We start from the raw sequence: 21,540 nt of genomic DNA, 5'->3' as shown, positions 1-21,540 counted from the left end.
CCTTAGCCCAGCCGTATGCGGGCCTTCATGCAGGGGCCGCCGTCGGAGACCTTGACCCATTCCTTATAGCCCTTGCCGCAGAAGCCGCCGCCTGCGAGCTTCATGTCCCCGCCCATCATGCTGACAGACTTCAGAAGGTCCGGCACATAGCCGGTGAGCACAATGGGGGAGAAGACCTTGCCGGTGAGCCTGCCGTCCTTTATTTCCCGGGCAATGCTTACCATGCACTGTATGCCCCAGTTTTTGGGGTCCTCCATGCCGGAGCTGGGCTGCTGTAAAAGAAAACCGTATTTGATAGAGGATATCATCTCCTCCATACTGTGCTCCCCGGCCTCGAAATAGGTGTTGGTCATGCGGGTATAGGCCTTGCGCTCGTAGCTCTCCCGGCGGCCGTTGCCGGTGGGCTTCACCCCAAGGCGGGCGGCACTGAGAGCGTCACACATACCGGTCTTGAGCACGCCCCTGTCAATCACCACCGTGTCCCCGGTAAGGGTGCCCTCATCGTCAAAGGCCATGGTGGCGGCTTCCTGGACGGTGCTGCCGTCGTGCATGGTAACAAGCCCGCTTGCCACGTACTTGTCTATGTACTCCCTTCCCAGGGCCCTGTCTTTAACGAACATATCCATCTCCACCCCGTGGCCGAAGGCTTCGTGGACGATCATGCCGGTGGTGTCCGGGTCGCAGACACAGTCGTATTCCCCGGGGGGTATAGGCTGTGAATCCAGCAGGTCGAGGGCGGTCCTTGCCACGCCCTCAAGGCCGCTCTCCACTTGGTCCAGCACCTCCGCGCCGCCCAGGTTTGAGAAGCCCTGATAGGAGTATTTCAGCTCCTGGCCCCTTGAGACCATCATGGCCAAAGAACAGGTGGTCCACATATAGGTCTGGTCCAGGTCCCTGTTCCCGCTGATAAAGACCTTGCGGTAGGCCCTGTGGGCCATGCCCAGCTGGGACTCCATTATGCGCTCGTCCAGCTTGAGGGCCTTCTCCCGGATAGAGCTGAGCTTCTGTATGATGGCCTCGTCCCCCAGCTCCCGGGGGTCCAGCTTATAATCGCACCGCTTTGAAAGTGCTGCGGGCTCGTCTGCGGGGAAGGGGGTGGGCAGTGGGTCTATGTCCCCCAGAGCCTTGTTCTGGGCGGCAAGCCGCTCTGAAATCAGCGCCTTTATCTTCGGTATGCGCTCCTCTGAAAACTGATTGAAGGAATATTCCGCGCAGCCCACGCCGTCGAATACCCGCACCACGAACCCCGTGCCGCCGCCAAAGCCGGAGGCGTCGATACTCACGCCCTGCCGGCTCACGGACCACCGCCGCCACGCGTCCTCCACCGCCAGCACGGACGCGTAGGGATAATCCTCCCTGAGCGCCGCTACCAGCGACTTCAGCGCGGGCCTGATATTGTCTAAGTTTGAAAACACAAAAGGGCCTCCTTTATTCTGATTTATGCAAAAGCGGGACGCGGACGCATCTCCGATATCCCTAAATTTCCTCTATATGTACCTCCACCTCGTGGCCGCACTTACAGGAGCGGATAATGCCGTCGATAATGGCCTGGTTATAAATTATCTCCGAGGTGGGTATGGGGGCCTTGCCGCCGGTCTTAACAGCGTCCACAAAGGACCGGCACTTGTGATAGAAGCAGTCCAGCTTATCACCCCGGGGAGCGGGCAGAGGTATGGGCGTGTGGGTGGGGGTGCCGAACTCGTCGTGGAAAAGGGTCACGTTGCCGCAGGAGCCGTCCCACGCCCCGCCCCAGAGGGATTCCGGGTTGGCGGGCTCCACCTTGAGCCCAGCGTCCGTGCCAAGGAAGATGGTGCTGCCGGTGGTGTCCATGTGCATGGCCCAGGACATACGGAAGTCAAGGACCGCCCCGGTCTCAAGGCGTATGAAGGCCCCGCAGAAGTCGTCCACCGAGAACCGGGCCGCGTCCTCGGGCGGGGTGTACTTTGGATTCCTCCCGAAGTGGTCGAAGCTCACCGCCGAGACGGTCAGGGGCTTCGGATAGCCCAGGGCGTTGAGCACCATGTCCAGGGAATAGCAGCCGATATCCGCAAGAGCCCCCACCCCCGCGTAGCGCTCCTCGATAAAGGTGCTGCCGGGTATGCCCCTGCGCCGGCCACCGCCGGTCTGGACGTAGTACACGTCCCCCAGACGCCCGCTCTGGACGACCTCCTTTATGCGCTTCATCCTGTCGTCATACCGTGGCTGGAAACCGATGGTGAGAATTTTCCCGGTCTCCTTTTCCACCCGGCGCAGCATCTGTGCGTCCTCCAGGGTGACGGTCATGGGCTTCTCCAAGAGCACATGGGCCCCGGCTTTCATAGCCGCCGCCGCGCAGACCGCGTGGGCGGTGTTGTAGGTGCAGACGCTTACGGCGTCGGGCTTCACCTCACTGAGCATCTTCTCTGTGTCCTCATAGGCCTTGGCCTCCGGGAACTCCCAGCGGTCCAGGGCCTCCCTTGCCTTGCCGGGGATAATATCCGCCCCCGCCACTATCTCCACGTCCTCCATCTGCTTATAGGCCCGCACGTGGGAGTTTGAAATACCGCCGGTGCCGATTATTGCCAGTCTGAGTTTTTCCATAATAGCACTTCCTTATAAGTTTATTATATTTACTATAGGGTCAACTAAAATTCCTGCCCCTTCAGCCGGAACCTGGCCACCAGCTCCCGCAGCATCGCGGCCTGGCTGGCCAGCTCCTCGCTGGCGGAGGCGCTGGTCTCTGAGGTGGCGGCGTTGCTCTGGACCACCTCTGAGATCTGCTGGAGGCCGTGGGTTATCTGGACTGTGTCCTCGTCCTGCTGTCTGGTGTAGTCCGCGATGCTGTCGATCAGCTTGCCCATCTCCTCTGCCCGGGCCACCACCTCCAGCACGGAATCGGCCGTATCATGGGCCGCCTGAACGCTGTTCTCCATGGATTCCACCGTCTGGTTCAAGAGGACGGTGGTCCTCTTGGCGGCCTCGGAGGACTTGCTGGCAAGGTTCCTCACCTCGTCGGCCACCACGGCGAAGCCCTTGCCGGCGGTGCCGGCCCTGGCAGCCTCCACGGCGGCGTTCAGCGCCAGAATATTGGTCTGGAAGGCGATGTCCTCAATGGTTTTCACTATCTGGTGTATCTCCGTTGATTTGTTGCTGACACGCTGTAGGACCTCGGTCATATTCTGCATCTTCCCGCTGCTCTCCAGCAGCCCTGACTTTACCTCCTGGGAGATGTCGTTGGCCTGCTGGGCGCCCTGGGCAACGTTGTGCACGCTGTCGGACATGGCGTTGATATGCTCCACCAGCGCGCCCACCTCCGCGGCCTGCTCGGTAGTGCCCTGGGACAGGTTTATGGCTCCGCTGGACACCTGGTCCGCGCCGGCGGCCACATCGCTTGAAGCGGAGCGCAGCTGCCCCATAGCGCTGTTAAGTGAACTGGAGATCTCGTCGAGGGCCAGTTTGATCTTTTCAAACTCCCCTGTATACTCGTTCTCAAGGGTAAAGGCCAGGTTGCCGGCGGCTATCTCCCCAAGCTTTTCAGATATCTCGTTGATATAGACCACATAGTCCTTCAGGCGCAGGGTGACCCGGTTGAAGTCGTCCGCCAGCACGCCCAGCTCATCTTTAGAATGATAGCTGATGGTCTGGTCCAGCTCTCCTTCGGCAATGCGAGTGGCCGCAAGGCTCAGCTCCCGGACCGGCCGGCCGATAATGCGCCGGACCTGGAGCACTACCAGCAGGGTGAGTAGCAGCACCGCCAGCACCGCCACAATAAGCATAGTGGCCGTCAGACTGTACAGCTCCTGGAGGACCTCTCCCCGGGAGACATAGGCCACCGCCGTCCAGTCGCTGTCCGGGACCTCTGCAACCTGTATATATGTATCCTCATAAACTGAAAGGCCGGTCTTCCCGGCACGTATCTGCCCGGCGGCATAGGAGTACATCCCGCCGTCCAGTTTACTTAAAGTCTGGCCGGTGATGGAGCTGTCCTGATGGCCTATGATGGTGTCTGTGCGTGTGTCTACCAGGAAGATGCCGCCGGTGTCCTCAAGCTTTACGCCGCTGACTATCTTTGAGATGGAGTCAAGATACACGTCCGCCGCGGCCACGCCCCGTACCTGTCCTTTGCTGTCCTTCAGCACGCCGGAGGCGCCCACCACATAGGACTGGCTGTCCTCGTCAAAGTAGACGTCGCCCAGGATAAAGTCCTCGGAACGGAGACCGTCCTGATACCAGCTCTTGGAAGTAGCGTCAAAATCCGACCCCGGCACAAACGAGGCGTGGTACAGCGAACCGTCCGTCAAGGCAACATACAGTCCTGCGGGGTACGCCTCGTTCTGGCCCACCGTGTGCTTGATATAGTCCTCCAGGGCGGGTATGTCCATGTCCTCATACTGTATAGTGTCCCGCTGAGTCTCCAGCATGGCAAGGGTGCGGTTCATCCAGGCCCTGGTCTCCTGAAGAGTCTTGCCGGTGGTGGACTGGAGCAGCTCCTCGCTTCTCTCCAGCAGTGTGCCCGACATCTGGAGGTATACAACCCCCAGCAGGACGCCCACGCCGATGAGGACGCTGCCCACAAGGGCCACGACCAGCTTCCATGTGATACCCCAGCCCCGCCGGACTGCTCCGGCGGCCGGGGTATTGCTGCTTTTTGAACTCATGTTCCTATCCCTCCAAAAAATGCTATATATAAACAGCAAAATTATACCATATACCGCCCGGATATGCAACCGGTTTTTCCCGGTGTGCGGCGGGGGGTTCTATGAGAACTTACGGAAACAGACTGCCGGAAAGTAATGGGATTTGGCATTTTTAATGTTCTGAAAGAATTATTCATGCGTTGAGAAAAAATGAAAAAATTTTTCGTTCAATTCTTGTACGGCATTGCTTTATGCCGGATTTAGTGTTAACCCATATTTAGATAAATTGCATAAAGGCAAATCTGTCATACGATATTTTCAAAGATTTCATATGTTTATTTTTACTTGTGAGTGAAAAATAGGTTGACGCTTTTTTGCAAAATGTCTTGCAGGCATTGGGAATTTATTAACAGGCTCTATGCGAAAGGGAGAAGACCTATGAAAAACTTACGGAAATTATTTGCCATGCTGCTTGCCCTGGGACTGATACTGGCCCTATGTGTGCCCGCTTTTGCCGGCGAAACAGCGAAGACAGGTTCAGTGACAGTAAACAACGGGGAAAACGGGAATACATATGAACTCTATCAGATACTTATACCCGAGGGCGAGGGGTACAAAGCGGCCGAGGGCTGGGCGGGCAAGGTAAAGGTCGAAAACGGCGTGACGTCCGTCAACTTCGGTGGAGAGGGTTCCGAATGGACCATTCTCAGCGAGCCTGTTTCCAGCGACACCGTCACGGCCTTTCTGAATCATGCCAAACCCCTCTCTCCAACAGGAATAGCCGAAGTGACAGAGGGAAAAGCCGTATTCAGCAAAATGCCCTATGGCTACTACCTGATAGACTATGCCGACGGTACCGGGGGCCTGTTTGAGCTTAAAGACAGCGTTTACAGTATTGAGAAGAAGGGGAGCGGGGGGCCCGGCATTGTAAAGAAGATCAAGCTTGAAAACGGCGAGCTGGTGGACTGGACCACCGTCAACGACGGCGACGTGGTCAGCTTTGAGGTGGAGGTTACGCTGCCGTCTGAGGAGGAGTGGAGAGACAATCAATGGTCTTATGGGTGCTCAATAGAGGACAACGTCTCAGCCGGCCTGCGGCAAAATGAGGATGTGGAGGTCTCGCTTGATGGGAAAAATGTCATCCAGAAAGGAGAGACGGAGTGTACGCTCAGTGACAAACCCGGCGACATGATCCGCATTGAGTATGATACCGGTAAAAATGAAGATGAGAAAAAGCACTTCGCTATCCGATTTGGCGAGCTTGGCGGTGATGGCGGAAACCAAGACGGCGCCGAAAACGGCACCCTTGCCTTTTTAAAGCTTCATCCGGGGGCAAAGCTGACCCTCTCCTATTCCGCTACGGTTATAAACAAGGCGATACAAACGCCGGAGGAGTATAATGAAGTGACCTACTACTTCGGCGGGGAGAGTCTGACGGACAAGGTCTATGTCTATGATTTTACCATCATCATAGACAAGCGCGACAGCGGAGACAATAATATCGGGCTGGACGGCGCGGAGTTCGTGCTGCAAAACGAGGAGGGGAAGTTCTACTGGTCCGACCAGAAATCAGACGAGACCCACCACGCCGGGGATAAGGTCCAGTGGCTGGAGGCGAAGCTCGATAAGGACACGGGCGAGTTCACCTTGCCGCAGGGTATAACCGAACGCCTTTCCATGGTGAGAGTGACGGATAAGTGGAATTTGAACGGAGTGACTCATTTCGAGGGGATACCTACGGGCACCTACTATCTGTACGAAATAAAGGCCCCCGAGGGCTATGCCAGGCGGAGGGAGCCCATTGAAATAAAGATTTTCCATACCGAAACAGGAACGGACGGCAAGGAGAAATTCCAGTATACAATAGACGGAGGCGCGCCCTCCGACATTATCAGCAAAGATGTGCCCTGGGGCGGCCAATGGGACCAGCTTCAGCTTACCACCCAGGTGGGAAATACCAAAGAGGGCGCGCTTTTGCCCACCACAGGCGGCATAGGCACCACGCTGTTCTATATGGGCGGCTCTGAAACCGGCGGGAGCCGTGCAAAACACGGCTCCCGCCGGTTTTGCTGTGCCGAATAAACCACAGGTTGATTTTTTGCTTCAATATTCAACCTCTCAGGTATTGTTAAATGCCCTGGGTTCTCCTATAATATCATGGAAGGGCGAGCCTGCCCTATCCCAGCCATCGGATAAGGAGAAGAAGATATGCTTGACAGCGTAAAGACAGGCCGGAAAATTACGGATTTAAGGAAAAGCAGAGGGCTGACCCAGGAGGAGCTTGCCGGCCGGCTGAACATCAGCCCCCAGGCGGTCAGCAAATGGGAGAACGGCCGCGCCATGCCGGAGCTGTCCCTGCTGGTGGAGCTGGCGGAGGCCCTTGGCAGCACCATAGACGCCATTATTTTCCCGGAGGCCGCTTGTCCCGCGGCAAACGCGAACTTTGAGCAAATCCTGTTACCTTACGCACCCATCGCGGACTTTTCAGGCAGGACATGGCCTCGAAGTATGGCGTACCCGGCCCTGCTCCAGGCGGTCAAGCTGTTCATGGGGCTTGAGGAGCACAGGGACTCTATGGGGCGGCAGATAAATGACGACACGGAATATGTCCTTCAGTCCGCGTTCACCTCTATCTGCTTTGGGTACTCCTGGGGGGCGGAGGACGCGCTGGAATCAGGCCTTTCCACCTTGGGTCTTCGCGGGGAGGTCCACAGAGGTGGAGACTATGGAGAGGAGGACTTTATCCGCCTTGCGGTGGAGAATATCTTGAGCGGGTACCCTGTGCTTATCCTGCCGCGGGAATACTCGGATATGATACTGGCCACCGGATTCTCCCATCGGGGGAAGGTGATGAAGGGCCTAAGTTTCCTGGATGGCGACGATGAGAAAAATTCCGTCATGTCCTTCGGGCAGCTAAAAAGCTTTTCGGAGTGGTACGTGAAAAAGCCGGACCTGCTGCTGATAAAGCCGGGCACAAAGCCGGTTTCCCTTTCGGAAAAGTGCCGGGAAGCGCTGAAAAACGGGCTTGCGCTCCTGCAAAACGAGAGGAGCGTGTCCGGCGAGCCGCTGGTGGGGTACGGCTTGGTCATATACGATAACTGGCGCCGGGAGCTTCAAAAAGAGAGCAATCAGGATATGGCGGCCATAGAGTGCCTTTCCCCGCATATTTTTATCCATTATGAGGGAAAGCTCCGCATAAAGCAGTTTTTGGAGCTCTGTATGCGCCTGATAGACGGCCTGGACAGCCGCCCTATAACGGCGGCAGTTTCTAAATACGAGGAGATCGCCGGTATGTGCGAAAAGTTTCTGGGAGACTTGAAGGCCCCCGAGACTGCCGGGGAGGCCAAGGAAAAGAGAAAAGTGTTGATGGCAATACTGCAAAGGAGCAAGGAACTGGAAATAGACGCTCTCAGGGAGATATCCTCAGTTATTTGACCCTGGAATAACAGAAAAAGCGGGAGGCCTGCCCCAAGGGCAGATCTCCCGCTAAAGTTATTTAAAAAGCCCCACAATTCTCTCCCACAGGTTTTCGTGCTCCTGCTTCTCCCCCTGGGGGGCAGGCTCTTGAGTGATTTCTGTTTGGGGCGCGGAGACGGTTTTCATAACGAACTTCGTGGTTGTCTCGCTCCCTTCGGGCGCGCCGGCGAAGCTGTCGTAGTCCTCGGCGCGCTCCCGCATGGACTTTGTGACCGCCCGCAGCGCGGGCAGCTTCTCTGTGGCCCCGGTCAGCTTGCTTATGCCCTCGGAGTCAAACCGGCCCAGGCCCTCTTGCAGCTGCTCCGCGCCGTCGCGGAGCTCAACGGTGCCGTCGTGGAGGGAGCCCGCGCCGCCTGCCAGGGCCTGTATCCCCTCCAGCAGTCCGGCCGCTCCCGCCGCCAGGTCGTCCGTGCCCTTTGCGAGCTGTGCCGCGCCGTCGGCCAGCTCCGCGCTGCCCTGGGACAGGGAGCCCGCCCCGGCGGAAAGCTGGTTGGACCCGGCAATAAGCTGGTCGACCCCGCCGGTCAGAGCGGGCAGACTGGCCCCCAGCTGGCCTATGCCCCCCTGAAGCTGTGCCGCGCCGGCTGCCGCGTCCGCCACGCCCTGGGTGTAGGCGGTTATCCCGGCGGCAAGCCCCTGGGCTCCGTTGGCCCCGGCCTGTAGAGACTCAACGCCAGCGCTCACCTGCTGAAGACCGCCCAGCACCTGGGCATAGCCGCCGTCCAATTCCGCCAGTCCCCCGGCCATGGTCCCGGCCGCGCTGTACGCGCCGGTATACGCCGCCAGCAGCTGTTGATATGCCGGGTCGGCGGCGTGGGCCTCGTCCGGGGCAAAGACGCTGGGGTCGGGCAGGCTTGCCACGGCCCCGGCCCCGGCGGAGGCCGCGCCGGTAAGGGAGCTTCCAAAGGCCTGCGCACCGGCCATCACCGCGCTGTCCGGCCCGGCGGCTTCATACAGTTTGCCCACCGCCCCGGTGATTTGGCCAACGCCGTCTACCAGAGCTGGCCCCTTGCTTTGCAGAGTGCCGAGCCCCGCCGCAAGGCTGTCGGCCCCGCCCTTTAGCTGGCTGTAGCCGTTGTATAAGGACCCCGCTCCGTTTTGCAGGTCATACAGGCCCGCCGCCAAGCCGTCGGCCCCCGCTTGAAGAGCCGCCGCGCCGTCCCTGGCCCTGGCCGCGCCGCTGCTTAAGTCGTGAGCGCCCTGTTGCAGTCTGGCCGCGCCGCTTTGCAGCTGTACGCCGCCGTCATACAGTGCGCTGACCCCGGCCAGCAGCTCGGCCGCTCCGCTTTCCAGCGCCGCCGCGCCCTCTGCCAGCCGGTCCGCGCCGTCCAGAAGCTCCTCCATGCCCTGGCGCAGGCCCTCCATGCCGCCGTCCAGGTCCTCCAGTTTCTCCAGCCCAGAGAAACCGTTTTCTCTTAGAGTCTCTCCGTCCGTGGCGCAGGCAATCATAATATCCGGCAGGACAAAATCTGTCACGGTGCCCTCTATGCTCACCTCGTCCAGCAGATGGTCCTCCAGCTCCGCAAGATTATCGGACCCGATCTCCTCCAGGCACTCCCGCACCCCCGGCAGGCACACAAAGCCCACGGCCTGGGTATTGCCCGCGCCGGTGACCTTGCCGTGGTCGGCGGAAACCTCTGTCCACCCCTCGCCCAGCACCGCCGCCACCAGGGTGACAAAGGGCGTGCACACCGGCTGGGTTTTGCCGTCAACCTGTATTGTGCCGGTTTCGTTGTTCACAAGCTTTATGGTAAGCTTTACGCGGCCGCTTTTTCCCGTCATCTCCTCCGGGGCGGTCTTTGCTCCGTCCAGCTCATAGGCTATTTCGGCGCTGATGGGGGCGTTCTGGCTGGACTCCCCTTTATAGTAAACGTCGGTCCCCTCCGTGTCCCAGTGGAGCTCCTCGCCCTCTTGGGTGAAGGCCGTGGCGTCGCGGGTGTTCTCAATGCCTGTCAGGGTGGAGCGGTCGGCAACGCCCGAGAGGCCGTCCTCCTTGTGCAGGTGGGCACTCACCGTCTGACTGCGCACAGAGCCGTCCGGCTCCAGCACCACGTACACTGTTTCCTCCTTTTTTATAATGTCCTCCGCGGCCAGGGCCGGCAGAGCGCAGCCCATTACCATCAGGGCCGAGATACCAATACTTACAACACGTTTCCAAGCTTTCATACAAGTTCCTTCCTTTCTATGGCTGACTGTCCTCCCGAGTTCTCCCTTTTACCAAGCCAGTGAAGGGTGGTATGGCGGATAAGCGGGTCCAAAAGCTGCAGCAGGCAGGGCAGGAGGACGATGATGACGAACATACTGATGAGAGCGCCCCTGGAGATCAGCAGGCAGATGCTTTTCAGCAGCTCCATGCGGCTGATGGCGGCCACGCCGATGGTGGCGGCAAAGAAGGTCAGGCCGCTGGAGAGGATGCTCTGGCTGCAATACCGGCAGGCCACCTGCGCGGCCTCTTTGGGGGACAGCCCCTTCTGCCGTTCCTCCCTAAAGCGCGTGGCCATAAGTATGGCGTAGTCTACCGTGGCCCCCAGCTGCACCGTGCCGATAACGATGCTGGCGATAAAGGGCAGCTGCGTGCCGGTAAAGTAGGGGAGGCCCATGTTTATAAAGATGGCGCTTTCTATGGAGACCACCAGCAGCACCGGTATGGAGGCGCTACGGAAGGTCAGCAGTATGATAAGAAATACCGCCGCGATGGAGGCCACGTTCACATGGGCGAAGTCTATATCGGCAATCTCAATAAGGTCCTTGGTCATGGCCCCCTCGCCGGTGATGACCCCGGAGGGATCGGCGGCCTTTATCAGGCCGTCCATCTCCTTTAACTGGGCGGTCAGTTCGCCGGTGCCGCTCTTATAGGCGGAGTTGGCCAGGATAAGCTTTCTCCCGCCGGATTGGGCCAGCTGGGCTACGTCCTCCGGCAGCATATCCGTGGAGAAGCCGGCGGGCAGCAGCTCGCTGACAGAGGCCACCTGGGTGACTCCCTCCACTCCCTCTAAATCCTTGCACAGGGTCTTCAGGTCCTCGTCGCTCATATCCTTATCCACCAGGATAAAGTGGGAGGTGGTCATGCCGAAATCCTCCTTCAATTTGTTTGTTCCCACAATGCCGGTAAGGTCCTGGGGCAGGCTGTCAAACAGGGTGTAATATACATCGGTCTTGCTCTGGGCCAGGGTGAAGGGGATCGTTATTACCAGGAAGACCGCCAGGATAGGCCCTGGGTGCCGGGTGACGAATTGGCTCACCCTTTTAAGCTGGGGTATGACCGCCCGGTGCCGGTGCTTTTCCACGGCCCTGTCGAAGGTCAGGATAAGCGACGGAAGAATGGTGACGGTGCAGACGACCCCCAGCGCCACGCCCTTTGCCATGACTATGCCGATATCCCGGCCAAGGGTCAGGCGCATGGTGCACAGCGCCAGAAAGCCCGCGATGGTGGTAAGGCTGGAGGCCGTGATAGACGAAAAGGTGTTTACGATGGCAGTGGCCATGGCTTGCTCCTTATCTGTGCTGCGCAGCTTTTCCTCCTCGTAGCGGTGCAAAAGGAAGATGGAGAAGTCCATAGTCACGCCCAGCTGCAAGACGGTGGACAGCGCCTGGGTGATATAGCTTATCTGTCCCAAAAAGTAGTTGGTGCCGAAGTTGTAGAGTATTGGGAACAGCAGCCCTATCATAAACAGCACCGGCACCAGCGTGCTCTCCATGGCCAAAAACAGCACTAAAAGGCTGGCGCCCACGGCGCAGAGAATATACAGGGGCATCTCCTGGTCCACCAGGGCCTTTGTGTCCTGAAGTATGACGCTCATTCCCCCCATAAAGCTGTGCTCCCTCAAGAGGCCTTTGAGCTCCGCCACTGCGTCCATGGTGCTTTTGCTGGCAGAGGGCTCGGAGAACCGCACCAGCATCAGGGTGGCGTTCTCGCCGTACATAGCCTTCTGTATACCTTCGGGGAGCATTTCCCGGGGAAGGGCCGGGTCAATTATGTCGCTGAGCCAGAAAACCTGTTCCACTCCGGGCACCTGTTCCATCTGTGCCTTCATGTCCAGCAGCTCCCCAAGGGGCATACCCTCCACCGTTATCATGCCGGTAGAGGCCAGGTTGAAGTCGTTTTCCAGCGCCTGCTCCCCCAGCATGGAGTCCAGCTCCGGGGGCAGGTAGGTGAGTATGTCGTAGTTTATGCGGGTGGCCGCCGCGCCCAGCAGGGCCGGTATCAGCAGAAGAACCGCCAGAACCAGCACCAGCCTCCGGCGGCGGACAATACCGCGTGCAAGCTTTTCCAAAATCACATCTGACCTTTCTCTATAGGATTACCATCTATGCTTAAACCGCCAGCTTATGGCCTTCGGCGCCGGCTTCCGTCTGGCGCTCCCGCTTCCTTTGGCAGGAGCACTCCCACAGCCTTTCCGCCGCGGGCTCCCAATTATGGGCGTACTCCCGGCACTTCTCACATAGGTGCTCCACACTCTCCGGCGACTGTAGGTCTGTGGAGTGGGCCCCGGTCCTCTCCACCATCTCCCGCAGCTTATCCGGGTTTTCCAGCATGGGGCAGGGCATAAGGTGGTTATCGTTAAAGGGCTGGCCGTCGTGATAGGCCATGAAGATGGGGGAGCGCAGCACGTCCAGAAGGCTCATGTCCCGGATATTGGCGTTGGAGTAGTGTATGAACACGCAGGGGTCGCAGTCGCCGCCCGCGTTGATATGGAGATACCTGCGCCCGCCGGCGATACAGCCCCCCACGAATTCTCCGTCATTCTGGAAGTCCATGGCGAAGATGGCCTTTGTGGTGCGGGCCTCCCGGATCTTGCGGTACATATACTCCCGCTGCTCCGGGGTGGGGAGCAGGCCGGGGACGGCGTCGTTGCCCACGGGCATATAGTGGAAGTACCAAACAAAGCTCGCGCCCCATTCCACCATCTGGTCAAAGTATTCGTCGCTGCTGATGGATTCAAAGTTCTGGCTGGTATAGCAGCAGCTTATGCCGAAGGGCAGCTTCTTGCTCTTTAACAGCGCCATGGCCTTTACCACCTTTTGATAGGTGCCAGGGCCCCGGCGGCCGTCGGTGGCGCTCTCGAAGCCCTCCACGCTGATGGCGGGGATAAAGTTCTTCACGTCCAGCAGGGCGTTCGCAAATTCCTCGTCAATAAGGGTGGCGTTGGTAAAGCATAGGAACTGGCAGTCGCTGTGCTTGCGGCAGAGAGCTATAAGGTCGTCCTTGCGCACCAGGGGCTCGCCGCCGGTGTATATGTAGATGTACACCCCCAGCTCCTTGCCCTGGGTGATTATAGAGTCGATCTCGTCGAAGCTCAGGTTCAGCTTGTTGCCGTACTCCGCCGCCCAGCAGCCGGTGCAGTGCAGGTTGCAGGCCGAGGTGGGGTCCAGCAGGAGGGCCCAGGGGATATTGCAGCCGTATTCCTCCCGCAGCTCCTCCTGCCGGGGCCAGCCCACCAGATTTCCGTTGATGATGAAGTTCTCAAAGGTGGCCTTGAGCACGTCCTTGTCCGTCTCTGTAAAGACGCGGTACACGAGCCTGTGCAGAGCGCAGTCCGGGTCCTCGATGACTTTCCGAAATGCCGCCCGCTGGACAGGGAAACCCCGGTCGCCCTCGGGGACGAAGCGGTCCACCCAATCCATTAGCTTTGGCAGGTTCTCCTCCGGGTCCCGCTCAAGGTAGCCGAAAGCCTTTTTAAGTCCATAACGCACTATTTTGTTTGACGTATCCATATTATAACCTCCTGATGTTGTGGGGAGTTTTATGAATATAATTATAGCGGTACAGATAGGCGGGAACAACCGACAAAGCAGCGCCCCTGTCGTAAAAATAGACAGAGACGCTGCTTTGTAAAAAAATATTACAAATAAGGAAATTTGTATAGACTATGATGACTGCCTGAACTTATCCAGCACATGGCCGATGCTGCCGTCTATCATTATAAAATAGTCGTCAAGCCGGACATGGCGCTCGTCGGGCATACCCTCCTCTACCCACTCCAGGAGGAACCCCGCGCAGCCCCGGGCATAGACCATGGAGATAAACTCCTTTTTCTCCTCCGGCACCTGGGCCGCCTGGGGATAGGTATCTATCCGCCCGCGCATCATTTGGGTCACCCACTTGATAACTACCCGTTCATACTGCATCCTGTTGGTGGCGTCGTAGCCATGCAGGAGGACCGTGCGGTGAAGATAGAAAAGATGAAACAGCTGCTTTATCTGTTCCTGCCAATCCTTATCTACGGAAAAATTGGGGCCGGCATATGTTTCAATGACCTTCACCAGCGCCCATTCCATCAGGTCATAGATATCCCGGAAATGATAGTAAAAGGTCTGACGGTTCACGCCGCACTCGGTCACAATATCCTTGACGGTTATCTTGTCGATGCTCCGTTTTTCCAGCAGGCCCTCAAAAGCCTCGGCAAGGGCTTCTTTCGTGGTATGGCGCATTCTGTTCTCCTTCTTGGTTTATGATATGAGGTATTGCGGCCCCATACCTTTATTGGCTCCAGTATAGCATATCCGCCTGAAAATCGCAAGGGTACGGGGGAACTTTTAAGTGGGCGCAAGAAGAGTCCCCCGACTTTGCCGGGGGACTCTTCTTTTAAAGAGGAAGTAAGGAGTTAAAAATGAGGATATGATGAAAAAGAGTCTTTCTGTGGCTCTGCCTGCCACGATGTTATAGTACCCTATAATTATTAAGATTTTCTGAACTGTCAATGAATTTTATGTGCTTTTTATTTTAACAACCTTTCGGCCTTTTGAGCAAAGTCCAATTTATTATGTTGTCAAAGGCGGGCGGATATGGTATAATTATAACCATAAACGGCGAAATATCCCGGATATATTTTAGAAGTGCGGAGCCATTACAGCACAAAAAAGGAGAAAAGCCATGCTCACCGAAAATATGAAAAACGCGTACATATCCATTCTCAGAGAGGAGCTCGTCCCTGCCACCGGCTGTACGGAGCCCATCGCCCTTGCCTACTGCGCGGCAAGGCTCAGACAGGTGCTGGGGGCCGTGCCTGAGCGTATAGAGGCGAGAGTTTCGGGGAACATCATCAAGAACGTGAAAAGCGTGGTGGTGCCCAATACCGGCGGAAAAAAGGGCATAAAGGCCGCCATAGCCGCGGGCGTAGTGGCCGGGGACGCTGAACTTAGGTTACAGGTGATAGCCTGTGTGCCGGAGAAAAAGCACCCGGAGATAGAGAGGTATATGGAGCGTGTGCCTATAGACATAGCCTGCGCCGAGACCTCGCGGCTTTTGGACATATGCCTTACAGGCCGGGCCGGGGGGCATAGGGCCCTTGTGCAGATAGCCAACAGCCACAGCAACATCGTCCGTGAGGAGTTGGACGGCAGGGTGCTCCTTGAAAAGCCCGCCAGCGACTCCCCGGACGACAGCATGACCGACAGGGGCTTTATGCGGGTGGAGGATATAATAGAGTTTGCGGATACGGTGGACCTCTCCGAGGTGGAGTGCCTTTTGGAGCAGCAGGTGAGCTGCAACACAGCCATAGCCCGGGAGGGTATAGAAGGGGAGTGGGGGGCCAATATCGGCTCGGTGCTCCTTGAGAACTACCCCGAGGATATCAAGACCGAAGCCAAGGCCTGGGCCGCCGCCGGGAGCGACGCCAGGATGAGCGGCTGCGAGCTGCCGGTGGTGATACTTTCAGGCTCGGGCAACCAGGGCATTACCGCCTCCGTGCCGGTGGCAAAGTACGCGGAGCATTACGGCTTTGACCGGGAGAAATTGTACCGCTCCCTGCTGGTCAGCGACCTTGTGACCATACAGCAGAAGAGCGGCATAGGAAGGCTCTCGGCCTACTGCGGAGCGGTGAGCGCGGGCGTGGGGGCCGGGGCGGGCATAGCCTATATGCTGGACGGCAGCTTTACCGCCGTGGCCCACACCATTGTAAACGCCGTTGCCATAATCAGCGGCACCATCTGTGACGGGGCCAAGCCCTCCTGCGCCGCGAAGATAGCCGCCAGCGTGGACGCGGGGATACTTGGCTATCATATGTACAAGGCCAGCCAGGAATTTAAGAGCGGCGACGGCATAGTGACCCACGGGGTGGACGACACTATCGCCAATATAGGAATGCTGGCGAAAGAGGGTATGTGCGAGACCGACAAGACCATTCTTCGGATAATGACGGAGCGGTGTGACTAAAAAGGTCCGGGTAAAGAAATTTACCCGGACCTTTTAATCCCCCAGGATATTCCTGGCCACCTGGCCCCGGGTGACGCACATATCCATAGAGAGCTTTTCAATATACCTGTGGGCCTGCGGCTCGTCCATGCCGCGCTCATTTATAAGGGCCCACTTTGCCCGGTTCACCAGGCGTATCTCCGCCATTTTCTCCTCCAGGGACAGGCTCTTTTTCTCCACCCTTCTGAGCTTTTCCCGGGCGCTGACCATCCACCTGAGGGCCTGGTCCATGCCGGGCCGGGACAGGGGCTTTTGAAGGGTGAACACACCGTGGGGCGCGGCCTTCTGGTATACGCCGCCGTGGAGCTCGGCCTTCACCATCAGCACCACCACCCTCTCCGGGGCCGCCGAGACGTCAATGGCAAAGCCCACCCCAGTGCCGTCGGGCAGAGGGGAGTTCACCAGCACAAAGTCAAAGGCGCGCTCGTTTAAAACCCGGCGGCCCTCGCTTATGCTCCCGGCAAACTGGATATGAGGGAGAAGGGCGCTGGGCACGAAGCCTTCAAGCGCCCGGTTGAATTTATCGCCGCCGGATATCACCAGCATACTGTATGCCCTTTCCTCCAGGCCCATATCTTACCCCCCTTTTCGTCAAAGCCGTCACCGCAGGCTGTTCAGTATGCACCCGGGCAGGTGTGCCTGTATAAAGGCGCTTTCCAGGGCAAGCTTTCTGGCTTCCTGTAAGCTGCCGGGCAGTTGGCCGTATAGGGCCAGGACCTCCGGCGGGGCCTTGTACAGATTCAGGTTTGCCACCATGGGCAGGTCCAGCCGCTCCCTGATGCCGTAGAGCCCCGCGTGGATTATGAGCGCGAAGGCAAGGTAGGGGTTCGCCTCCGGGTCGGGGGAGCGCAGCTCGGCGCGCCGGTACTGCCCGGAGCCCGAGGGTATGCGCACCAGCTGGGAGCGGTTCTCGCCGGACCAGGAGATATAGCGGGGGGCCTTGAACTGCCCGAAGCGGGCGTAGGAGGACTCCACAGGGTTTAAAAAGGCCGTCATCTCCCGCACCTTATCAAGGACCCCGGCTATCATATAGCAGATATCGTCCCCGCTCTGCTCCGAGCGCACGGACATATTTATATGAAAGCCGTTCCCGGGCTTATCGGGCAGGGGCTTTGGGGAGAAGTCGGCATAGAGCCCGTTGCGCCTTGCCACGGTCTTCACCACCGTGCGGAAGGTCATGGCGTTGTCCGCGGCGGTGATGGGGTCGGAGTAGCGGAAGTCTATCTCGTTCTGCCCCGGCCCCTCCTTATGGTAGGAGCTCTCCGGGACGATGCCCATCTGCTCTAAGGTCAGGCATATCTCTCTGCGTATATTCTCGCCCCTGTCCTCTGGGGCGATGTCCATGTACCCGGCCCAGTCATAGGGCTCAAGGGTGGGCTCGCCCCTATCGTCCAGGTTGAAAAGGTAGAATTCCTGCTCGGCCCCGAAGTAAAAGCTGCGGCCCAGCTTTTCACTCTCCGCCACAGCCTCTTGAAGCAGACTCCTGGCGTCGCCGGGAAAATCCCTCCCGTCCGGCAGACTGACCCGGCTGAACATACGCACCACCTTGCCGTGCTCGGGCCGCCAGGGCAGGACCATCAGGGTATCGGGGTCCGGGTACAGCAGCAGGTCCGAGCAGGCCTCGTCACCAAAGCCGGGGAGGGCCGAGCCGTCGAAGGGTATGCCCCTCTGGAAGGCCCTTTGAAGCTCTCCCGGCAGTATGGAGATGTTCTTCTGCCGGCCCGACACGTCGCAGAAAGTCAGCCTTATAAACTTCACGTCGTCCTCCTGCACAAACTGCATTACCTCGTCCTGGGTGTATTTCATGGGAGCGCTCCTTTCAGTTCATCACATACATCTGCTTATAGGGGTTTTTGCTGTCGGGGGTAATGAGGGTGAAGGGACCCTCTATAATCTCGTCCATATCATACCCAAAGGTTTCGCAGAAGGCCCTGATATGCTCAGAAACTTCAGCAATATCCTCCTGCCCTGCGGGCCTTGCGGTCACCTGGTCCGGGAGGGCGATATCCCCGCAGTCCCCGCGCAGCAGCATTTTACCGCCGTGCATACCGGTGCAGGGGAAGTTGCCCACCGGCCTGCCGCCCTTCAGGGCCAGCACAATTATTATGCCCCCCGCCTGATACTCCCCCAGGAAGCTGCCGGCACTGCCGCCGATGACCATCACGGGGACCTTGTCCTCATAGGCCTTCATGTGTATACCGGCCCTATACCCGGCCTCTCCCTTGATTAGAATTCTGCCGCCACGCATAGCGTAGCCGGCCGCGTCGCCTATGCTGCCGTGGACAATAATCTCCCCGGCGTTCATGGTGTCACCCACCGCGTCCTGGGCGTTGCCAAGAACAGTTATGTTCCCGCCATTGAGGTAAGCCCCCAGGGCGTTCCCGGGAATACCCTCTATTATGAGCTCCCCAAAGCCCATGCCCGCGCCGAGGAACCTCTGGCCCCGGCAGCCGGTAAGCTTACAGGCGGGCGTATGGCGGATACCCTCGTTTATCTCTCGGTAGCCCAGGCCCTCTATATTTATCGTCTGCATATTATTCCCCCGCGTGTTTAATGCCTAAGATGTCCAGCTCCTTCTGGGTAAGCCCCACCCCCCGGAGCATTAGCCTGTTGCCCTTTAGCGCCTCGATGGAGTTTATCCCCATGCCGCCCATGAGCTCCTTTATCTCATGCCGCCAGGCGGTCATGAGATTTACAAGCCGTTTTGCCGCCATATCCGGGTCCAGACGTTTTACCAGCTCCGGGTCCTGGGTGGCTATGCCCCAGGCGCACCGCCCGGTCTGGCAGGTGTGGCAGAGGTGACAGCCCATAGCGAGCATTGCCGCCGTGGCGATATAGCACGCGTCCGCCCCCAGGGCCACGGCCTTTACCACGTCGGCGGCCGAGCGTATGCTGCCCCCCGCCACAAGGCTGACGCTGCCGCGTATGCCCTCGTCCCGGAGCCGCTGGTCCACAGCGGCCAAAGCCAGCTCGAGGGGTATGCCCACGTTATCCCTTATCCGTGTGGGAGCCGCGCCGGTGCCGCCCCTAAAGCCGTCGATAGCGATGATGTCCGCGCCGCTTCTTGCTATGCCGCTGGCTATGGCGGCTATATTGTGCACCGCCGCCACCTTCACTATCACCGGCTTTTTGTACTCCGTGACCTCTTTTAAGGAGAAGACCAGCTGTCTAAGGTCCTCTATGGAGTATATGTCATGATGCGGGGCGGGGGAGATGGCGTCCGAGCCCTCGGGTATCATCCTGGTGCGGGACACGTCCCCAACTATCTTCGTCCCCGGCAGGTGCCCGCCGATGCCGGGCTTGGCCCCCTGGCCCATCTTTATCTCTATAGCCGCCCCGGCGTTCAGGTACCTCTCATGGACCCCGAACCGCCCGGAGGCCACCTGCACGACGGTGTTCCCGCCATACTTATAGAAATCCTCGTGGAGCCCGCCCTCGCCGGTGTTGTACACAAGGCCCAGCTCCTCTGCGGCCCTTGCCAGCGCCGCGTGGGCGTTATAGCTTATGGAGCCGTAGCTCATGGCCGAGAACATCACCGGCATGGAGAGCTCCACCATGGGCGGCAGGGCGGTATCAAGAGAGCCGTCGGGGTTTCTGCGCACCCGGCCGGGGCGCCGGCCCAGGAATACCCTGGTCTCCATGGGCTCTCTAAGGGGGTCTATGGGCGGGTTCGTCACCTGGGAGGCGTTCAGCAGCAGCCTGTCCCAGTAGACCGGCATTTCCTTCGGACTCCCCATGGAGGACAGCAGCACCCCGCCGGTCCCGGCCTGCTTATATATCTCGTGGACAGTGCGCTCCCGCCAGTTTATATTGCCCATGGGCGCGCAGTCAGAGCGTACTATTTTTAACGCCCTTTTGGGGCAGAAGCTTACGCAGCGCAGGCAGTTGACACATTTCGCGTCCTCCGCCATAAGCCCGCCGCTTTTTTCATCTATAGCGTGCACCCCGTGGGAGCACTGCTTTATACAGGCCTTGCAGCCAATGCATCTTACGGTGTCCCTCAATACCTCATATTCCGGGTAGATAAAGTCTATGCCCATCAGTACGCCCCCTCCTTTACGCGGACTATCACTGGCTCTCCCCCGGAGGGGGCCCAGAGGTTTTCCGCCTCCGGCTCCATGACCCGGACAGCGGCCTCCTCGCTGGCGACGAACACCCTGTCGTCCTTTTCGCCCACCACCATGGAGCGCAGCTTCAGCCGGTCGTTCAACGCCATCAGCCCGCCGGTGAAGCCCAGCACAATGGAGAAGGGCCCGGTGACCAAAAGGCTTGGGAACATCTTTCTCAGGCAGAGGTGCTTCTCCCTGTCCGCCGCGTCCGCCTTGCGCCCTATGGTGCTCCAGAAGGGGGCGGCGATTACCCCGGCGGCCTCCTCCAAGGTGAGCCCCTGGACCCTTAGAAGGTAATCCATCATATATGTAATGACCTCGGTGTCTGTCTGAAGTGTGCACTTATAGCCGAACATCTCAATATACCGCCGGTTCGCGTCATAGGAGGATATCTCCCCGTTATGGACCACCGACCAGTCCAGCAGCGTGAAGGGGTGGGCCCCGCCCCACCAGCCCGGGGTGTTGGTGGGGTACCGTCCGTGGGCCGTCCAGGCGTAGCCGGAGTATTCCTCAAGGCGGTAGAACTCCCCCACGTCCTCGGGGTAGCCCACGGCCTTGAAGGCCCCCATATTCTTCCCGGAGGAGAACACGAAGGCCCCCGGTATTTCGGCGTTTATCCTCATTACCGTCCGGGCTACGAACTCCTTTTCGTCCAACTGCAAGCTTTTAAGCACAGAGGGGAGGGGGGCCACGAAGTACCGCCAGATAATTGGCTCGCCGGTTATGGAGGGTATCCTCCGGGTCGGTATCAGCTCCGACTGCACCAGCTCGAAGCTCTCCTTTAAAAAGGCCTCGCAGGATTTGCGGGTGTCCCGGCAGTCAAAGAACATGTGCAAGGCGTAGAAGTCCCGGTAGGCGGGATAGATGCCGTACCCGGCAAAGCCGCCGCCCAAGCCGTTGGAGCGCTCGTGCATGGGGCGCATGGCCTCGGAGACTATGCTGCCGGGCATACCGCGCCCCGCCTTTGATATGACCGCCGCTATGGCGCACCCCGAGGGTATGCGCACCTGACCTTCTGTTTCCATAGCTTACTCGTCCCTTCCAAAATAATTGGCGTCCATTTTAGGGCGGAATACTCCCGCCCCGAAATGAACGCCCTTGCTCATCTGCAATTATTATATGCCGCTTGTTGCAAAATGTCAAG

15 protein-coding genes are annotated in these 21,540 nt (G+C 58.7%); 3 read left to right on the top strand and 12 right to left on the bottom strand.

The window, feature by feature from the left end; translation table 11 throughout:
* Positions 1–2: 2 nt before the first annotated feature.
* From ADH66_RS13195 to ADH66_RS13185, 3 genes are all read right to left on the bottom strand, one after another.
* Positions 3–1,415 (bottom strand): TldD/PmbA family protein, encoded by a 1,413-nt coding sequence (locus ADH66_RS13195; RefSeq protein WP_066539785.1) that lies wholly within the window; start codon positions 1,413–1,415, stop codon positions 3–5.
* Positions 1,416–1,476: 61 nt separating this feature from the next.
* Complete coding sequence (locus ADH66_RS13190; RefSeq protein ID WP_066539787.1) at positions 1,477–2,580, bottom strand: Gfo/Idh/MocA family protein; 1,104 nt, start codon at positions 2,578–2,580, stop codon at positions 1,477–1,479.
* 44 nt (positions 2,581–2,624) lie between these two features.
* Positions 2,625–4,637 carry a methyl-accepting chemotaxis protein gene (locus ADH66_RS13185; protein ID WP_066539793.1) on the bottom strand — a complete coding sequence of 671 codons (2,013 nt, stop codon included), beginning with the start codon at positions 4,635–4,637 and terminating at the stop codon, positions 2,625–2,627.
* 417 nt (positions 4,638–5,054) lie between these two features.
* On the opposite strand from ADH66_RS13185, the gene ADH66_RS13180 reads away from it, so the two are divergent.
* A complete protein-coding gene (locus ADH66_RS13180; RefSeq protein ID WP_066539796.1) occupies positions 5,055–6,698 on the top strand; it encodes a SpaA isopeptide-forming pilin-related protein in 1,644 nt (547 codons plus the stop codon).
* 126 nt (positions 6,699–6,824) lie between these two features.
* Positions 6,825–8,051, top strand: coding sequence for a helix-turn-helix transcriptional regulator (locus tag ADH66_RS13175; protein ID WP_066539805.1), 1,227 nt, complete (start codon positions 6,825–6,827; stop codon positions 8,049–8,051).
* Positions 8,052–8,108: 57 nt separating this feature from the next.
* On the opposite strand, the gene ADH66_RS13170 is transcribed toward ADH66_RS13175, so the two are convergent.
* From ADH66_RS13170 to ADH66_RS13155, 4 genes are all read right to left on the bottom strand, one after another.
* Positions 8,109–10,259, bottom strand: coding sequence for a hypothetical protein (locus ADH66_RS13170; RefSeq protein WP_066539808.1), 2,151 nt, complete (start codon positions 10,257–10,259; stop codon positions 8,109–8,111).
* Positions 10,256–12,367, bottom strand: coding sequence for an efflux RND transporter permease subunit (locus ADH66_RS13165; protein ID WP_066541951.1), 2,112 nt, complete (start codon positions 12,365–12,367; stop codon positions 10,256–10,258). The genes ADH66_RS13170 and ADH66_RS13165 overlap by 4 nt, the downstream gene beginning before the upstream one ends.
* 40 nt (positions 12,368–12,407) lie before the next feature.
* On the bottom strand, positions 12,408–13,808 hold the full coding sequence (locus tag ADH66_RS13160; RefSeq protein ID WP_066539811.1) for a radical SAM protein: 1,401 nt from the start codon (positions 13,806–13,808) through the stop codon (positions 12,408–12,410).
* A gap of 153 nt (positions 13,809–13,961) precedes the next feature.
* Positions 13,962–14,525 carry a TetR/AcrR family transcriptional regulator C-terminal domain-containing protein gene (locus ADH66_RS13155; RefSeq protein ID WP_066539819.1) on the bottom strand — a complete coding sequence of 188 codons (564 nt, stop codon included), beginning with the start codon at positions 14,523–14,525 and terminating at the stop codon, positions 13,962–13,964.
* Between the two features lie 457 nt (positions 14,526–14,982).
* Here ADH66_RS13155 and ADH66_RS13150 point away from each other — a divergent pair, with 457 nt between their 5' ends.
* Positions 14,983–16,248: an L-cysteine desulfidase family protein gene (locus tag ADH66_RS13150; protein ID WP_236757041.1), complete on the top strand. Its 1,266-nt coding sequence runs from the start codon at positions 14,983–14,985 to the stop codon at positions 16,246–16,248.
* Between the two features lie 33 nt (positions 16,249–16,281).
* Here the strand turns inward: ADH66_RS13150 and ADH66_RS13145 are convergent, their stop codons facing one another.
* Genes ADH66_RS13145 through ADH66_RS13125 form a run of 5 tightly spaced genes read right to left on the bottom strand, consistent with a single transcriptional unit; the run spans position 16,282 to position 21,421 of the window.
* Positions 16,282–16,860, bottom strand: a complete 579-nt coding sequence (locus tag ADH66_RS13145) for an ANTAR domain-containing response regulator (protein ID WP_066539827.1) — start codon at positions 16,858–16,860, stop codon at positions 16,282–16,284.
* 27 nt (positions 16,861–16,887) lie between these two features.
* Positions 16,888–18,093, bottom strand: a complete 1,206-nt coding sequence (locus tag ADH66_RS13140) for a glutamine synthetase family protein (RefSeq protein ID WP_066539830.1) — start codon at positions 18,091–18,093, stop codon at positions 16,888–16,890.
* Positions 18,094–18,106: 13 nt separating this feature from the next.
* Positions 18,107–18,820: a GltB/FmdC/FwdC-like GXGXG domain-containing protein gene (locus tag ADH66_RS13135; protein ID WP_066539833.1), complete on the bottom strand. Its 714-nt coding sequence runs from the start codon at positions 18,818–18,820 to the stop codon at positions 18,107–18,109.
* Position 18,821: 1 nt separating this feature from the next.
* Positions 18,822–20,327 carry a glutamate synthase-related protein gene (locus ADH66_RS13130; RefSeq protein WP_066539837.1) on the bottom strand — a complete coding sequence of 502 codons (1,506 nt, stop codon included), beginning with the start codon at positions 20,325–20,327 and terminating at the stop codon, positions 18,822–18,824.
* On the bottom strand, positions 20,327–21,421 hold the full coding sequence (locus ADH66_RS13125; RefSeq protein WP_066539844.1) for a class II glutamine amidotransferase: 1,095 nt from the start codon (positions 21,419–21,421) through the stop codon (positions 20,327–20,329). Before ADH66_RS13125 ends, ADH66_RS13130 begins: the two co-directional genes overlap by 1 nt.
* Between the last annotated feature and the right edge of the window lie 119 nt (positions 21,422–21,540).

Source organism: Acutalibacter muris (assembly GCF_002201475.1).
In the GTDB taxonomy this organism is placed as follows: Bacteria; Bacillota; Clostridia; order Oscillospirales; family Acutalibacteraceae; genus Acutalibacter; species Acutalibacter muris.
This window is presented reverse-complemented; position numbering and strand designations above follow the sequence as displayed.